General features: G+C 37.7%; 16 protein-coding genes. 15 read left to right on the top strand and 1 reads right to left on the bottom strand.

What is annotated here, in order from left to right; genetic code table 11:
* The first annotated feature begins 204 nt into the window (after positions 1-204).
* The 14 genes from IGK70_RS09920 to tnpA all read left to right on the top strand — a co-directional run bounded on the left by IGK70_RS09920 (position 205) and on the right by tnpA (position 14,708).
* Positions 205-510: a YlaN family protein gene (locus tag IGK70_RS09920; protein ID WP_002356684.1), complete on the top strand. Its 306-nt coding sequence runs from the start codon at positions 205-207 to the stop codon at positions 508-510.
* Between the two features lie 3 nt (positions 511-513).
* The gene (locus IGK70_RS09915; protein WP_071981542.1) at positions 514-1,722 is read left to right on the top strand and encodes an FtsW/RodA/SpoVE family cell cycle protein; all 1,209 of its coding nucleotides are present in this window, start codon (positions 514-516) and stop codon (positions 1,720-1,722) included.
* A gap of 32 nt (positions 1,723-1,754) precedes the next feature.
* On the top strand, positions 1,755-5,183 hold the full coding sequence (locus tag IGK70_RS09910; protein ID WP_002376701.1) for a pyruvate carboxylase: 3,429 nt from the start codon (positions 1,755-1,757) through the stop codon (positions 5,181-5,183).
* Positions 5,184-5,199: 16 nt separating this feature from the next.
* Complete coding sequence (locus tag IGK70_RS09905; protein WP_080488180.1) at positions 5,200-6,324, top strand: CAP-associated domain-containing protein; 1,125 nt, start codon at positions 5,200-5,202, stop codon at positions 6,322-6,324.
* Positions 6,321-6,755, top strand: coding sequence for a YlbF family regulator (locus IGK70_RS09900; protein ID WP_002400862.1), 435 nt, complete (start codon positions 6,321-6,323; stop codon positions 6,753-6,755). The genes IGK70_RS09905 and IGK70_RS09900 overlap by 4 nt, the downstream gene beginning before the upstream one ends.
* Complete coding sequence (locus IGK70_RS09895; protein ID WP_002359714.1) at positions 6,745-7,095, top strand: YlbG family protein; 351 nt, start codon at positions 6,745-6,747, stop codon at positions 7,093-7,095. Before IGK70_RS09900 ends, IGK70_RS09895 begins: the two co-directional genes overlap by 11 nt.
* Positions 7,096-7,154: 59 nt before the next feature.
* Positions 7,155-7,748, top strand: a complete 594-nt coding sequence (rsmD, locus tag IGK70_RS09890; RefSeq protein WP_002414371.1) for a 16S rRNA (guanine(966)-N(2))-methyltransferase RsmD — start codon at positions 7,155-7,157, stop codon at positions 7,746-7,748.
* A 1-nt stretch (position 7,749) separates the two neighbouring features.
* Positions 7,750-8,241 carry a pantetheine-phosphate adenylyltransferase gene (gene coaD, locus IGK70_RS09885; protein ID WP_071981540.1) on the top strand — a complete coding sequence of 164 codons (492 nt, stop codon included), beginning with the start codon at positions 7,750-7,752 and terminating at the stop codon, positions 8,239-8,241.
* Positions 8,228-9,298, top strand: coding sequence for a SepM family pheromone-processing serine protease (locus tag IGK70_RS09880; RefSeq protein ID WP_002382735.1), 1,071 nt, complete (start codon positions 8,228-8,230; stop codon positions 9,296-9,298). The genes coaD and IGK70_RS09880 overlap by 14 nt, the downstream gene beginning before the upstream one ends.
* Before the next feature lie 62 nt (positions 9,299-9,360).
* A complete protein-coding gene (locus IGK70_RS09875; protein WP_071981539.1) occupies positions 9,361-10,038 on the top strand; it encodes a helix-hairpin-helix domain-containing protein in 678 nt (225 codons plus the stop codon).
* Positions 10,039-10,160: 122 nt separating this feature from the next.
* Positions 10,161-10,664, top strand: a complete 504-nt coding sequence (locus IGK70_RS09870) for a ComE operon protein 2 (RefSeq protein WP_002356697.1) — start codon at positions 10,161-10,163, stop codon at positions 10,662-10,664.
* A gap of 34 nt (positions 10,665-10,698) precedes the next feature.
* On the top strand, positions 10,699-12,963 hold the full coding sequence (locus IGK70_RS09865) for a DNA internalization-related competence protein ComEC/Rec2 (protein ID WP_174114998.1): 2,265 nt from the start codon (positions 10,699-10,701) through the stop codon (positions 12,961-12,963).
* A gap of 57 nt (positions 12,964-13,020) precedes the next feature.
* On the top strand, positions 13,021-14,049 hold the full coding sequence (gene holA, locus IGK70_RS09860; protein ID WP_002364451.1) for a DNA polymerase III subunit delta: 1,029 nt from the start codon (positions 13,021-13,023) through the stop codon (positions 14,047-14,049).
* Positions 14,050-14,252: 203 nt separating this feature from the next.
* Positions 14,253-14,708 carry an IS200/IS605 family transposase gene (tnpA, locus tag IGK70_RS09855; protein ID WP_002411089.1) on the top strand — a complete coding sequence of 152 codons (456 nt, stop codon included), beginning with the start codon at positions 14,253-14,255 and terminating at the stop codon, positions 14,706-14,708.
* A 125-nt stretch (positions 14,709-14,833) separates the two neighbouring features.
* Here the strand turns inward: tnpA and IGK70_RS09850 are convergent, their stop codons facing one another.
* Entirely contained in the window at positions 14,834-15,775 is a 942-nt protein-coding gene (locus IGK70_RS09850) for a ketopantoate reductase family protein (RefSeq protein ID WP_071981538.1), read from the bottom strand.
* 168 nt (positions 15,776-15,943) lie between these two features.
* On the opposite strand from IGK70_RS09850, the gene IGK70_RS09845 reads away from it, so the two are divergent.
* A complete protein-coding gene (locus IGK70_RS09845; RefSeq protein ID WP_002382741.1) occupies positions 15,944-16,501 on the top strand; it encodes an acyl-CoA thioesterase in 558 nt (185 codons plus the stop codon).
* Positions 16,502-16,584: the final 83 nt, after the last annotated feature.

The raw sequence follows: 16,584 nt of genomic DNA, 5'->3' as shown, positions 1-16,584 counted from the left end.
AATTAAAAGCAGAAAATAAGAAAAAAGTCTTTTAATGTATTTGTTGTTGTATTGATAAAATAAGCTTGTTATATAAAGATATTTCTTACTTAATATATCGCTTGGTTTTAGAAAATTTCTTAAAGGAAATTTTCTGAAATCATCATGTATCTAACTGAGAATTATGTTATAATTATTTAATTAAGATAGGGAGGTTCTGTACAAATGGACGAAGGAATTTCAAAGAAATTTGCCATTCAATTATTAGAAGACGATGCAGAACGCATTAAAATGCTTATTCGTAATCAAAAAAACAGTTTGTGTATTTCTCAATGTAAAGCATTTGAAGAAGTAGTGGATACACAAATGTATGGTTTTTCAAGACAAGTGACCTATGCGACCCGTTTGGGGATTTTAACTAATGATGAAGGACATCGCTTACTAAGTGATTTAGAACGAGAATTGAATCAATTATATACAGATGTTTATGAAGAAACACAAGAAAAAAACGAGATTGGCAAGGAGGGTTAAGCTTTGCCAAACAAAGTAAAGAAACGGCATTTGCTAGACTATAGTATTTTTATTCCATATTTAATTTTAAGCATCGTGGGATTGATTATGGTATATAGTTCCACATCCGCATTACAAGTAATGAAAGGTTTTTCACCTACGTCATTCGTTATTAACCAGGTTGCCTTTTGGGTGGTAGGGTTAGTTGCAATGTTTTTTATTTATAAGATGAAAACATCCGTTTTCCAGAATCGAAGTTTTATCATGTTTGCCATTGCAGTAATTACGGTTATGGTTTTAGCCGTTCGGATTCCTGGTATCGGGAAAGAAATTAACGGCGCACGTGGTTGGATTGAGATTGGTGGATTTTCGATGCAACCAGCTGAGTATTTAAAAATTATGGTTGTCTGGTACTTGTCTTATATTTTAGCACGGCGACAAAAGACAATTAATGGAGGCATGGATCAATTTAAACAAGCTGCCGGGCGACCGTTGATGCTCGTTTTTGTATTAATTGCTCTAGTTGCAATCCAGCCTGACTTCGGGAATGCGGCCATTCTAACATTGATTACCGTCGTGATGGTTTTAGCAAGTGGGATTAATTATATGTATACCTACTTGGTCGGTGGCTTGGGCATTTTAGGTAGTATCACGGCTATTCAGTTATTAATTATGTCGAAAGGAAAAATTTTCCCAGCGCGTTACCAATATATTTATAATCGTTTTGCTGTTTTTAAAAATCCATTTTTAGATGAACGGAACTTAGGCCATCAGTTAGCTAATTCTTATTATGCAATCAGTAATGGCGGCTGGTTTGGTAAAGGTCTAGGAAATAGTGTTCAGAAAAAAGGCTTTTTACCTGAAGCACATACGGATTTTATCTTTGCGATTACTTTAGAAGAGTTAGGCATTATCGGCGGTCTAGCGATTTTAGGATTGTTGATGTTTATGATTGCGCGAATTATTTTAGTCGGTGTACGCTCGAAGAAACCTTTTAATTCACTAATGTGTATTGGAATTGGTACAATGTTATTAATTCAAGTCTTTATTAATGTTGGTGGGATTACTGGGATTATTCCATTAACAGGAATTACTTTCCCGTTCTTGAGTCAAGGTGGGAATAGTTTGCTGATTATTTCGATTGCTGTGGCCTTTGTCCTGAATATCAGTGCAGATGAAACACGTCAGAAATTAGAAAATGAGTACTATTTATCTTTAGAACAGAACCAATAAATTTGAAGGAAATTGATGGTAGGAGTGACGTTATGAAAAAGGTATTAGTTGCCAATCGTGGCGAAATTGCGATTCGAATTTTTAGAGCTTGTACAGAATTAGATATCCGTACAGTAGCGATTTATGCTGCAGAAGATGAGTATTCTGTTCATCGTTTCAAAGCAGATGAAGCGTATTTAGTTGGTAAAGGGAAAAAACCAATTGAAGCCTATTTAGACATTGAAAACATTATCCAAATTGCCAAAAAATCGGGAGCAGATGCCATTCATCCTGGTTATGGCTTTTTATCTGAGAACTTACGCTTCGCCGAACGTTGTGAAGAAGAAGGAATCATTTTTGTTGGACCTAAAACACATCATTTAGATATTTTTGGCGATAAAATTAAAGCGAAAGAAGCAGCTGTAGCTGCGGGGATTGCTTCGATTCCAGGCTCAGATGGGCCAGTAGCAACGGTGGAAGAGGTCGTAGCTTTTGGTGAGACGCATGGCTTTCCTATCATGATTAAAGCTGCTTTAGGTGGCGGCGGTCGCGGGATGCGCGTTGCCCACGATGCCAAGGAAGCACGAGAAGGTTACGAAAGAGCAAAAAGCGAAGCGAAAGCAGCCTTTGGTTCTGACGAGGTTTATGTTGAAAAGTATATTTCTAATCCTAAACATATCGAAGTACAAATTTTAGGCGATCATCATGGGAATGTCTTGCATTTATTTGAACGTGATTGTTCCGTTCAACGGCGCCACCAAAAAGTGGTAGAAGTCGCACCATGTGTATCAATGAATGAAGAACAACGAGCAGCCATTTGTTCGGCTGCTGTGCAGTTAATGGCGCATGTCGGCTACGTGAATGCGGGAACGGTTGAGTTTTTAGTAGAAGGGGATCAGTTTTATTTTATTGAAGTGAATCCTCGTGTTCAGGTAGAACATACTATCACAGAAATGATTACAGATATTGATATTGTGATCTCTCAATTACAAATTGCGCAAGGGCTTGATTTGCATAAAGATATGCATTTGCCAGAACAAAACGAATTGACATTAAAAGGCGCGGCTATTCAATGTCGGATTACGACTGAAGATCCACTGAACCAGTTTATGCCAGATACAGGGAAAATCGATACGTATCGTTCACCAGGTGGTTTTGGTGTGCGTTTAGATGTAGGGAATGCTTATTCTGGCTACGCTGTGACGCCCTACTTTGATTCTTTATTGGTTAAAGTCTGTACGCATGGTTTCTCTTTTGAACAGGCAATCAGTAAAATGCAACGCTGCTTAAAAGAATTTCGGATTCGTGGCGTGAAAACAAATATTCCGTTTTTACAAAATGTTGTGAGCTATCCAGCGTTTCAATCTGGCGAAGCCAAAACAACCTTTATTGATAATACACCTGAATTATTTGAATTTCCTCGTATGCGCGATCGTGGCAATAAAACGATGAAATACATTGGAGAAGTAACGGTCAATGGGTTCCCTGGCATTGAACGAACGGAGAAAAAATATTTTGAAGCTCCGCGCGTGCCGACAGATATTGAAGTTCCAGAAAAAGTGATCACAGCTAAAAATATTCTAGACGCTCAAGGAGCAACCGCCGTCATCGATTGGGTTAAGAATCAAGAAAGTGTGTTAATGACAGATACCACGTTCCGTGATGCGCACCAAAGTTTATTAGCTACTCGTGTGAGAACACAAGATTTTAAAGCAATTGCTGGTCTAACTGATGCAGCCCTGCCTGAGCTGTTTTCTAGTGAAATGTGGGGTGGCGCTACGTTCGATGTTGCCTATCGCTTCTTAACCGAAGACCCATGGCAACGTTTAAGAAAAATTCGTCAGTTGATGCCAAACACACTTTTACAAATGCTGTTCAGAGGTTCTAATGCGGTAGGCTATCAAAATTATCCTGATAATGTTATTGAAGAATTTATTAAAGAATCCGCTCGCCAAGGAGTCGATGTTTTCCGAATTTTTGATAGCTTAAACTGGATTCCTCAAATGGAAAAAAGTATTCAAGTCGTTCGGGATACCGGAAAAATTGCGGAAGCAGCAATTTGTTATACTGGGGACATCAATGATCCAGCCCGAGCAAAATATAATGTTCAATATTACCTTGATATGGCTAAAGAATTGGAAAATTTAGGTGCACAAATCATTGCGATTAAAGATATGGCTGGCTTATTGAAACCACAAGCTGCTTATCGTTTAATTAGTGAATTAAAGGCAGCCACGGATTTACCAATTCATCTCCACACTCACGACACTAGTGGCAATGGGATCATCACTTATTCAGCAGCTACTAAAGCGGGCGTTGATATTGTTGACGTCGCAATGAGTGCGATGAGTGGCGCAACTAGCCAGCCAAGTATGAACAGTCTATATTATGCTTTAGTCAATGGTGAACGGACGCCAACTATTAACATTGATAATGCACAGAAAATCAATCATTATTGGGAAGATGTGCGCATGTATTATCAACCATTTGAAAATGGGTTAAATGCCCCGCAAACAGAAGTCTATATGCATGAAATGCCTGGTGGTCAATACTCTAATCTACAGCAGCAAGCAAAAGCGGTAGGCTTAGGGCACCGTTGGGATGAAATCAAAAAAATGTATCACACAGTAAATTTGATGTTTGGCGATATTGTAAAAGTGACGCCATCTTCAAAAGTCGTGGGAGACATGGCACTCTTCATGGTTCAAAATAATCTGACAGAACAAGATGTTTATGCGCGTGGTGAAGAACTAAGTTTTCCTGAATCAGTTGTGACTTTTTTCCAAGGTGATTTAGGTCAACCAGTTGGTGGGTTCCCGAAAGAGCTCCAACGAATTATTCTAAAAGGTCGACCAGCCTTCACAGAGCGGCCAGGTGACTTAGCAGCACCAGTTGATTTTGCGAAAGTACAAGAAGAATTAGCCGAAAAAATTGGGTATCAACCTAAATTGGAAGAAGTTTTAAGTTATTTAATGTATCCACAAGTATTTTTAGAGTATCGTCAAAAATACGAAACCTTTGGAGATATAACCTTATTAGATACGCCAACATTCTTTAATGGTATTCGTCAAGGAGAGACATTGGAAGTTCAAATTGAACGAGGAAAAACGTTAATTATTCGTTTAGATGAAATTGGCGAACCTGATATTGACGGAAACCGTGTCTTGTTCTTCAATTTGAATGGGCAACGTCGTGAGGTTTTAGTTAAAGATGCCTCTATTAAGTCAGCTGTTCAAGTAAAACAAAAGGCGGAACCAACTAATAAAGAACAAATCGGCGCAACGATGTCTGGTTCTGTTCTACAAGTATTGGTCAAACGTGGCGATAAAGTAGAAAAAGGTCAGCCGTTGCTGATTACAGAAGCCATGAAAATGGAAACGACTATCGAAGCACGTTTTGCGGGCACGGTAGATCACATTTATGTTGAAGAAGGCGAAGCAATCAGCTCAGGTGATTTGTTATTAGAAGTAAAAGAAAAATAAGATGAGAGGGGAAAAAATGAAGCGATTTTGGGCCTTTACTGCTGTTTTTTTAACAGTTCTACTCATCGGATATTTAGAGCCAGTTTTTTTCCCTGCTGAAAAACCAACCGAAACAGCTCAAAGTGGGCGCTTATCCAGCGCTCACACCGCTGTTCCTCATGAAGAATTGCCAGCTTCTGGCTACGCAGTATACATAGGGAAAGATGTGGAAACCTTTATCCGCCAGTTTGGCAATCCTAAAGAAAAAATTAAAACAGGTCGTACGTATGAATTATGGACGTTCGGTTTGACGATGAATGATTACTTAGAAGTCAACGTTCGAGAAAATAAAGTCATCGCAATTAAGGCCTTTAACAATGACAAAATGATAGAACCGTTTAAGATAGATATGAAGCTTGCTGACTTGTCTGATTTAATGACGATTTATTCGAATTTTGCATTTAATTTTCATCATGAAGCTTACGATGTCGAGCTGATGGAAGAAGATATGAACTATCGACCACTGGTTGCTTTTGATAATGGCAGTTTTGCAGTGTTATTTTTTAATCAGCGGACAGGTGGTTTGATGGCAGTTAATTATGTCAATAAAGAAACGTTGCTTACGGAAATGCCGTATCAATTAAATGAAGGTTCTCCTTTGCCAGTTGATATAACGCAGTCAATGACCTTCGATCCTGTTCAAAGTAACCAAGCGATTTATGTCATGAATCTGGTTAAACAGCAAGAAAAGCAAGCTGCTTTTTCAGTTTCCACACAAAGTCAAAAAGATGCCCAAACATTGTATCAAACGCTGGCTAATCATACACCAACAATTTTGTCGGCAAATCGACAAGCAGAATTGTTACAAACGAGAGAGGAACATACAGCCATTCGTCCCTTTCAGTTGACTAAGGACGAATTTTCTTTATTAGTTAAAACGAGCAAACTTTCGTTGAGAGAACCAGCAGGTATTTTCCAAGAACCTGTTTATGATAGTACCTTTACTATTTTGTCATGGTTTTCGGACCCGCAATATGATAGCTATTTTGCTGAGTCAGAAACGACAGAATTGGGCGTTGCCTTTTCCAATGAAGGTGTGTTAGTCTTATTAGAGAAACGACCAGAAAATAGGCAAATCACGGAGAGTAGTGAAAAGTTATGATTGTGACAGAACATTTATTTGCAATTGAAGATCAAACAGAATGCTTAATTTCAGCACTTTTAGAAAGTGATGCTGTTCAAAACTATAAAGAAACAAAAAAAGCTATGTATGCTTCGACGGAAGTTGCTCAGTTACAAAAAGCATTTTTAGAAGCTAAGTCAGCTTTTGAGCGAGTAGAGGCTTATGGAATTCATGCACCCGATTTTCGGGAGAAACAACGAGCCCTACGTAAAGCAAAGCGGGCGCTTGATTTAAATGAAATCGTTGCAAACTATCGTTTTGCTGAGACAAACGTTCAAACGTTGCTAGATACAATTGGTTTAAAGATTGCGCAACTAATTTCTGAAGATATTAAAGTAGATGCTGGAAATCCTTTCTTTGAACGAGGAAAGAAACATTCAGGTTGTGGAGGAAGCTGCCATGCAAGCTAAAGAAGAAAAAGAATTTACGCTTCAAGAGCGTCGTTGCCTAATTGTTTGGGTATACACATTAAAACCGTTAAAACAGTTACGCCGATATGGACTGATTCACTATGTTTCACGAAAAATGAAATATGTGGTGATTTACATGAATGAAGAAAATATTGAAAGTAACATGGAAAAAATTAATCAGTTACATTTTGTTCGTAGTGTCGATAAATCGTATCGACCAGATGTCGAAATGAATTTTGCTGAAAAAATTGGTACCAAAGCGGCTTATCAAGAACAAGAAGACGACGGCTATGTAGTAGAGGAATTATCTACAGAGATTCGCTTAGCAGAGAATGTCTAATGCAAAAGAGTGAGAAATGTTATGAGAAATTTCAAACATTTTTCACTCTTTTTGTTATAATGAATTATAAAAGAATGATTGATAAAGGAGTCGAAACAATGCGTGTTATTTCTGGAGAATATGGTGGACGGCGCCTGAAAGCGTTAGATGGCGACAATACTAGGCCTACAACAGATAAAGTAAAAGAATCTATTTTTAATATGATTGGTCCATATTTCGATGGTGGAATGGCGCTGGATTTATATTCAGGAAGTGGCGGGTTAGCGATTGAAGCCGTTTCTCGTGGAATGGACAAAAGTATTTGTATTGAAAAGAATTTTGCTGCACTAAAAGTAATTAAAGAAAATATTGCGATTACAAAAGAACCAGAAAAATTTGAAGTTAGAAAAATGGATGCTAATCGTGCCTTAGAACAGTTTTATGAAGAGAAGCTACAATTTGATTTGGTCTTATTGGATCCGCCCTATGCCAAACAAGAAATTGTTTCACAATTAGAAAAGATGTTAGAACGGCAGTTATTAACAAACGAAGCCGTTATCGTTTGTGAAACAGATAAAACTGTCAAATTACCGGAAACGATTGGTACACTAGAAAAAACAAGAGAAACCGTTTACGGAATCACTCAAGTAACGATTTATCGTCAGGAGGCGTAAGATGCGTAAAATTGCTCTATTTCCCGGAAGTTTTGATCCGATGACAAATGGTCATTTAAATTTGATTGAACGCAGTGCGAAGTTATTTGACGAAGTCATCATTGGCGTTTTTATAAATACAAGTAAGCAAACATTATTTACGCCAGAAGAGAAAAAATATTTAATTGAAGAAGCAACTAAAGAAATGCCAAATGTGCGTGTTATCATGCAAGAAACCCAGTTAACTGTGGAAAGTGCAAAATCATTAGGGGCTAATTTTTTGATTCGTGGCATTAGAAACGTCAAAGACTACGAGTACGAGAAAGACATTGCTAAAATGAATCAACATCTGGCGCCAGAAATTGAAACGGTTTTTCTATTAGCAGAAGAAACATATGCACATGTAAGCTCCAGTTTACTAAAAGAAGTTTTACGTTTTGGAGGCGATGTGTCTGACTATCTTCCTCCCAATATTTATCATGCGTTAAAACAAAAGAAGAATGACTGGAGCTAAAATAATGAATAAAAAAACAGAAAAATTTTCGTTTAAATCACTCATTCCAATGGTATTGGCATTGCTGCTAATTGGTTTGTTTATCGTCCCAATTCCTTATTATATTGAAGGACCAGGAACGACAGAAAATTTAAAAGAGTTTGTAACTGTTGATGGAAAAAAAGATACGCAGTCAGGTGCTTTTTATTTAACAACGGTGGGCATTCGTTCGGCCACTATTTTTTCTGCCATAAAAGCAAACTTTTCGGATTTTCAAGAAGTCATGTCCAAAAAAGAATTAATGGGAGATAGTAGTAATAGCGAATATAATCGAATTCAACAATATTATATGGATTCCTCAAAAAACGCCGCAATTGAGCAAGCCTTAAAATTAGCGAAGGTTCCATATGAGATGAAATTTAAAGGTGTCTATGTGTTAGCGATGGAAGACAACTCAAGTTTTAAAGGAAAAATTGAAGTTGGCGATACCGTGACAGGCGTGGATGGTAAATCTTTTAAAAGCAGTGAAGAATTAATGAATTACATTAAAGCACAAAAAGTGAATCAAAAAGTCACTGTTCAATTTATTCAAGATGGCAAAGCAAAAGAAGCGACCGGCAAATTAATTGAATTGCCAACAGATAAAAAAGCGGGGATTGGTATTGGTTTGACTGATCATACTGAAATTGATTCTTCTATCCCAGTATCTATTGAAGCGGGTGATATTGGTGGGCCATCGGCTGGGTTAATGTTTACTTTGCAGACCTATGAACAATTAAGTCATAAAGATTTACGTAAAGGTCATGAAATTGCTGGAACAGGTACGATGAACAGTCAAGGAATCGTTGGTAGAATCGGAGGCATTGACAAAAAAGTTGTAACTGCCAGTGAGAACGGCGCAGAAATTTTCTTTGCACCTGATGATGAAATAACTTCAGAAATGAAAAAAGTTGAGCCAAAAATCAAATCGAATTATCAAGAAGCACAAGAAGCTGCGAAAAAAATTGGGACAAAAATGAAAATTGTCCCAGTAAAAACGGTTCAAGATGCCTTGAACTATCTAGAGAAATTAAAATAAAAGTACGCCTGGACCAAAAATTACTAGTGATTTTTGGTCCAGGTGCATTTTTTTGTTAAAAAATGCGTAATTATATTTTGAAGGGAGGACAAACGATGGATTGGTTGAAACAGTTACCTAAAAAGTGGCTATTGCTAGGTAGTGGCGCGTCTATAGTTATTTTGATAACTCTATTAGTGGGCATTTATTTGATGGTTAATAAGGAGCCACGAGTAGACACCACAATGTGGGAGGAGACAAGTCTGACCACTATGGCAGAGGTCGCCACAGATACCACAAAAGAAAGGGCAGAAACAATGATCTATGTTGATATTAAAGGCGCAGTGAAAGTACCAGGAATCTATCAACTAAAAAATCAGCAGCGGATTTGGGATGCTTTAGCTTTAGCTGGAGGCGTGAGCGAGGAAGCTGATACTGCCCAGGTCAATTACGCTCAAAAAGTAAAAGATCAAATGATTATTTACGTGCCCAAAAAAGGAGAAGCAGTGGCACAGTCATTAGAAACGCTGCAGGAATCGGCACCTGCTCAGCAAAATCAGGAGGAAAAAATCAACCTTAATACGGCAACAGAAGCAGAGCTACAAACGATTTCAGGAATCGGTGCGAAAAAAGCACAAGAGATTATTCGTTTTCGTGACGAACAAGGACCGTTTAAAACCGTCGAGGAACTGAAAAATGTTCCAGGTATTGGAGAGAAAACAGTAGAACGTTTAAAAGACATGTTGACAGTGACTGGCTAACTTTTAACAGAAAATTCCTGAGAATTCTTGACTATGGGATGCGGATAACATACTATTTGTAATAAGATTAAATGATTTGGCAAATCGAACACAGGAGTCATTAAAAATAAAGGAGGTTTATTATGGAACGAATTCCATGGGACCAATATTTTATGGGACAAAGCGTCTTATTATCATTAAGAAGTACTTGCACACGGTTAACTGTCGGAGCAACCATTGTTCGCGACAAACGAATTATTGCAGGAGGTTACAATGGTTCAGTCAGTGGCGGAACGCATTGTATTGATGAAGGATGCTATGTTGTTGATAATCATTGCGTTCGAACAATCCACGCAGAAATGAATGCAATTTTACAATGTGCGAAGTTTGGCGTCCCTACAGAAGGGGCAGAAATTTATGTGACACATTTCCCTTGCCTGCAATGTACAAAGATGATTTTACAAGCAGGGATTAAAAAGATTTATTATTTAAAGGATTACCGTAATGATGCGTACGCCCTAAATTTAATTGAACAAGTAGGAGCCACGGTTGAAAAAGTGACTTTAGTACCAAAATATTTTGCCGAATTACAATGGGGAGAAGAATTTGCCACGCTTGAGGACAATCCTTCCTCAGCTGAGGAATAATTGGTTCTTCATAGCTCTGCTGATTAGTTGTGGGCTGTGGTGTCTTTTCGCACCTAGTTTATTAGGAGCTCTTCTTCTTTCTATCACTGTTATCCGTATTGTCTGTACAAAAAGTTTTCCTGTTATATTGGGAGGTTTTTTGTGCAGTTTTTTAATAGTAGGAGGCGTATTGATTTTCCAGTGGTTAAAGCCAGTCTCTTTGTTGCCTAAAGAAGTCCGCTTGTCAGGACAGCTAATGATATTACCAGATGAAATACAAGTAGATGGCGATCAAGTGAAATTTCCTGCCAATTGGATCGTAAAAGGCAAAAGGCAGAAAGTACTGGCATTTTACCAATTAAAAAGTGTGAAAGAAAAACAGCAATGGCAACAACTAACCACAACCATTCAGGCAACCGCTGTAGGTATTTTAGACTCGCCCCAAGGTCAAACCAACAAAAATGGCTTCAATTATCAACTATTTTTAAAGAATCAAGGAATCGAAGCTATTTTATTCATTGAGGAGATAGGACAACCGCGTCCTTTTTTTTCTTGGCGGTTTAAAGAAATCATTAGCGGCTGGCGGAAGTGGGCGATGGTACATATTCAGAAAAATTTTGCTGAGACTAGTGCAATGTATATGAATGCGTTGCTCTTAGGTTTTCGTAATGAAGAATTTGCTGAAATAAGCGATAAATTTTCAGCATTAGGCATTTTGCATCTTTTTAGTTTGTCAGGGATGCATGTTTCTTTTTTCCTTCGTTTATTTCGCTTGCTAATGCTAAGAATTGCTCGCCGAACGCAAGAAAGTTATTTTTTGTGGCAATGCGGTTTTTCACTGATATATGCTGGTTTAACAGGATTCTCAGTCAGTGTCATGCGGGCGCTTTTACAAACAAACCTCAATACGTTCAATCGACGGTTTAATTGGCAGGTACCGGCCCTCGATTGTTGGAGTTTAACTCTCTTAGTGCACTTGATTGTTCAGCCAACCCTCTTTTTTTCAGTCGGCGGTCAATTTAGCTACTTACTTTCCTTTGTTCTGCTGTTTTTAGAGCAAACATTGGTTGGTTATTCTTCGCCTTTCATTAAAAATTGTTTAGGCTCTTTCCTATTGGCTGTGGCTTCCTTACCTATTTTAGTCCAATCATTTTATGAATGGCCCTTGTTAGGAAGTTTCTTAACATTTCTCTTGTTACCAATTTTTGAACGGTTCTTGTTACCGCTTTTGACGTTGAGCTTTTTTCTAGTGATTATTATGCCAGCACGCTATTTAGCAGCCTTGCTCGAACCACTATTTTTAACAATGAATGGCTTATTTGAGTGGGTGCTAGTTCACTTAAACCCGAAGCTGACCATCGGCTATTTAAATGCTTGGATACAAATTAGTTTGTTATTACTAATCGGTCTTTCGATGATTTATTTAGCAGACAAGTCTAAAAAAATTTTTTTCTCAATCGGACTACTAATTGTTTTGATAAATAGTAAATACCTTTCGCCAATTGGCATTGTTGCAATGATCGATGTAGGCCAAGGGGATAGTTTGTTTATCCAAGCGCCTTTTCACAGAAAAAATACACTGATCGATACAGGTGGTCGGTTGTCTTTTGACAAAGAAGCTTGGCGGCAACGGAAAAATAGTCGATCAGGAGCGGAATATTCAGTGATTCCTTTTCTCAAAAGTCAAGGGGTCAAACGTTTAGATGAAGTGATCATTACACACGCACATGAAGACCATTTTGGCGATTTATTAGCTATTGCGCAGAAGGTTCCAATTTCTGTTCTTTATTTCCCTAAAGGAGCAGCTGAAGCCAATTTTTCGTTTCGCCAAGTCTTGAAACAACTCCAAAAAAGCGGAACAGACTGTCGGCCAATTTTAGCGCCCAAGCGAATTAATGGGCCCGTTTCTTTTCAAATTTTATCGCCAAATAAGAGCAGTATTGGGGGCAATAATGACTCGATAGTGTTTTCCACACAATTAGGCGGACGGCATTTTTTATTTACTGGTGACTTGGAAGCCGAAGGAGAAGAACAAGTGTTGGCTCGCTATCCCCAGTTGAAAATCGACATCTTGAAAGTCGGTCATCATGGTAGTAAAACGTCGTCTACTAAAAGATTTATCAAACAGCTTAATCCGCGAGAAGCATTGATTTCAGCTGGACTGAATAATCGTTTTAAACATCCTCATCAGGAGACATTAGCGACGCTGGAGGAGCAAAAAATAAATTATTATCGGACCGATCTTCAAGGAATGATTTATTATCAATGGTTACCTTGGCAAGGGCTTTCTAAAGCCAAATTTGTTAAAGAACAAGACTAGTATTTCCAGAAGTAACATGATAGGATAAACAAGAGAAACGAGAAAAGGAGCGAGCCAATGGAGTTACAAAAAGCTTTGAAAGAAGTGCGAGAGCAAAAAATCGCTCCAGTGTATTTATTAATAGGAACAGAACTTTATTTAACTGAATTATTTAAAACAACATTGATGAAAGAATTGTTGACGGAAGAGGATGATCAATTTAACTTTTTCTCATTTGATATGGAGGAAACACCTTTAAGTGCAGCGATTGCTGAAGCGGAAACAATTCCGTTTTTTGGTGATTATCGCCTTGTCTTTGTGGAAAATCCTTACTTTTTAACTGCCGAAAGAAAAACAAACGGTGTGGAACATGATGTCAATCTTTTATTGAATTATTTGGAAAGTCCATCACCAACAACTGTTCTTGTTTTTATGGCCTCTTATGAAAAATTAGATGAACGCAAAAAAGTTACCAAAGCATTGAAAAAAAATGCCACAGTAGTTGACGTCAATCCAATGGATGAAAAGGCTATTCGTCAGTACATTTCTCAAACGATTGAGAGCGAAGGGTACACTATTCGCTCCGATGCTTTTGATTTATTACTTCAATTGACAGACTTGAACTTATCAAAAATTATGGGAGAATTACAGAAGCTGTATTTATATGCCCTTGAAACGAAGACAATTACACGAGGTGCGGTTCAAGAATTAGTCCCTAAGTCTTTGGAACATAATGTTTTTGATTTAACCAACGAAGTACTTTCTGGAAACAGTGAAAAAGCTGTTCAATTGTATGAAGATTTACTTTTACAAGGAGAAGAAACCATTAAGTTAAATGCAATCTTATTGAATCAGATTCGCCTTTTTCTGCAAACAAAAATTTTGGCTAAGATGGGCTATCAACAAGCGAATATCGCTGATACATTAAAGGTTCACCCTTATCGAGTCAAGTTAGCGTTACAACAAGTCCGACGATTTGAATTGTCTCGATTAGAAAGACTTTATGATGAATTAGTTGAAAATGATTACCGCATGAAAACGGGCCAAATGGATAAAGAATTACTATTCCAATTATTTATTTTAAAATTGACTGCGCAAGCAAAATAAGAAAATGCCAGAGGCAATCGTCATACAACGATTGCCTCTGGCACTTTCTTATTAATGACTTTAGTCAGTCGAAATCTCTAAAGAGATTTCGACAAAAAAACCACGCGTACTGCGCGTGGAGGCCAGAGCTTTAGCGATAAAAACTCCTTTCGATATAATAGATAAAGGCTACCAACCGTTATCAAATCGAAAGGAGTTTTTGAATGTCGAACGACGATAAAAGTTTAGCACATACTCGTTGGAATTGTAAGTATCATCTTGTGTTTACACCAAAATATAGAAGAAAAGTAATCTATGGTCAATTGAGGCGAGATATAGGGAAAATACTAAGGAAATTGTGTGAGATGAAAGAAGTCGAAATCATTGAAGCGCATGCAATGCCCGACCATATCCATATGTTGGTAAGAATTCCGCCGAAGTTGAGTGTATCAGGTTTTATGGGTTTCTTAAAAGGAAGAAGTGCAGTAATCATTCATGAACGTCATGCGAATTTAAAATACAATTATGGAAATCGATCCTTTTGGTCAAAAGGCTATTATGTGAGCACTGTAGGATTGAACCAAAAAACGATAGCTAAGTATATACGAGAACAAGAAGCAGAAGATCGAGTAAGGGATAGTATAAACAAAAGAGAGTATAAAGATCCATTTAGGAAGTAACAACTAGATAAGAATAGAATGGTAGCGGTTGGCAGTCTCTAAAAAAAGCTCCCTTAAAGGGAGCAGCAGGTAGCGAGCCCTTCTAGGGCTATTAAAAAGCCACCCGCTATGCGGGTGGATATTTACTATTTAGCTCCTAATAGTTCTTCTTTTCCGTGAACAAGCTGTGTCAACATGGCACAGAAAGGTGTTGCTACGTTGTATTTTTGTCCTTTGCGCCAAACAGCACCATTAATGTAATCAATTTCTGTGAGACGATGATTTTTAATTAAATCTTGATACATAGATGGATAGTGCAAGCCAATACCGTTTGGATCATAAGTTTGAGCAATATGTGTATAGACTTCTGCTTGATCTAAATGAATGGCTTCTTTTTCTGCGACTGCTGCAAATTCACTGATTAATGTTTTAACAAGGGATTCACTAACAGGTAGTGCGCCAAATTCGGCAATATTACAATCAAGGATTGTACACAAACCGTTTAGCGTGCCATTGACACAGGCTTTCCGCCAAATAGAGTAGCGAACATTGCTACTATAGCTTGGATTTAAACCAGCTTTTTGGAAGACATCAACGACTTCTAAAGCAAATTCTTTACCAGAAAGATCAATATTTTCTAATTCAATTTCGCCATCACCTAAAAGTTTAACACGTCCCGGTCCTTCTAAACCAGCTGTCCACATGGTAATGCCAACCAAGATGTTTTCTTTTGGTACATATTTTTCTAGTACATCTTCATGACCTAAGCCATTTAATAAACATAGTACATACGTTTTTTCAGTAATCATTGGTTGAATCGCTTTAAACATTGCATCTAATTGTTGTGCTTTAGTTAAAGCGATAATTAAATCTACTTGTTCATTTTGATGGTCAATTTCTTCTGGTGAGAAGATTGGTAGGTTCGCGACAACTTCTTCTCCATTAAAATCAGCGATTAAACCATTTTTACGAATAGCTTCAATGTGCGCGGGCCATTGATCGATTAAAGTTACATCATTTCCGCCTTGATGCAACATAATTCCTAAACGGCTGCCCATAGCGCCAGCACCAGCAATTGCAATTTTCATGTGTATCCATCTCCTTAAAAGTTCTTTAACCGTTATTATTATACAGCAACTTTCCTAAAAATGAATAAATGGGACTTGCAAATTTGTTATTTTTTAAATGTTTCCTAAAAAGTAAGGATTGCATCAAATGGTAAAGTAAGCTAAAGTAAAGCGTGGAAAAGTTTATAAATGAAAGTAGAGGAATCGTTAATGACGAAAGAAAAATTTTGTCGAGAATCACGAGTGATTCAAACACATCGTGTATTTCCCTTTGATTTAAATCCCTTTGGTGCACTATTTGGTGGGAAATTAATGTCTTTAATTGATGACGCCGCATCCATTTCCGTTTCACGACATTGTCGGAGAGGGGCAGTTACAGCATCTTTAGATAACTTGAATTTTTTAAAACCTTTAAAAGAAAATCACTCAGTGTGTGTTGAAACGTTTGTTTCTGGCGTGCATCATAAATCGATGGAAGTATTTGTTAAAGTTGTAGGAGAAGATTTAACAACTGGAGAGCGTTATTTAGCGGCGACTTGTTTTACAACTTTTGTAGCCATTCCGTCTCATATGAATCCCGAAAGTGACTTCCAATTAGCGGCAGTCGTCCCAGAAACTGCAGAAGAAAAGTTGATTTGTTCCAATTATGAAACGAGACGACAACAACGTTTAGCTTTGCGAGAAGAGACCAAATTATTTAGTCAACATCTCACAACGGATTTACCGTGGATTGATTCACCTTTATAAAAAAATGTCCGAGTCTTTGTGAAAACAGACTTGGACATTTTTTGATGAAAAAAGAAGCTAACATGAATGCTAACTTCTATCTC

Origin of the sequence: Enterococcus sp. DIV0358 (genome assembly GCF_051713465.1) — a bacterium.
GTDB classification, from domain to species: domain Bacteria; phylum Bacillota; class Bacilli; order Lactobacillales; family Enterococcaceae; genus Enterococcus; species Enterococcus faecalis.
Note: the sequence above shows the minus strand (reverse complement) of the source record. Positions and strands in the feature narration are given on the sequence as shown.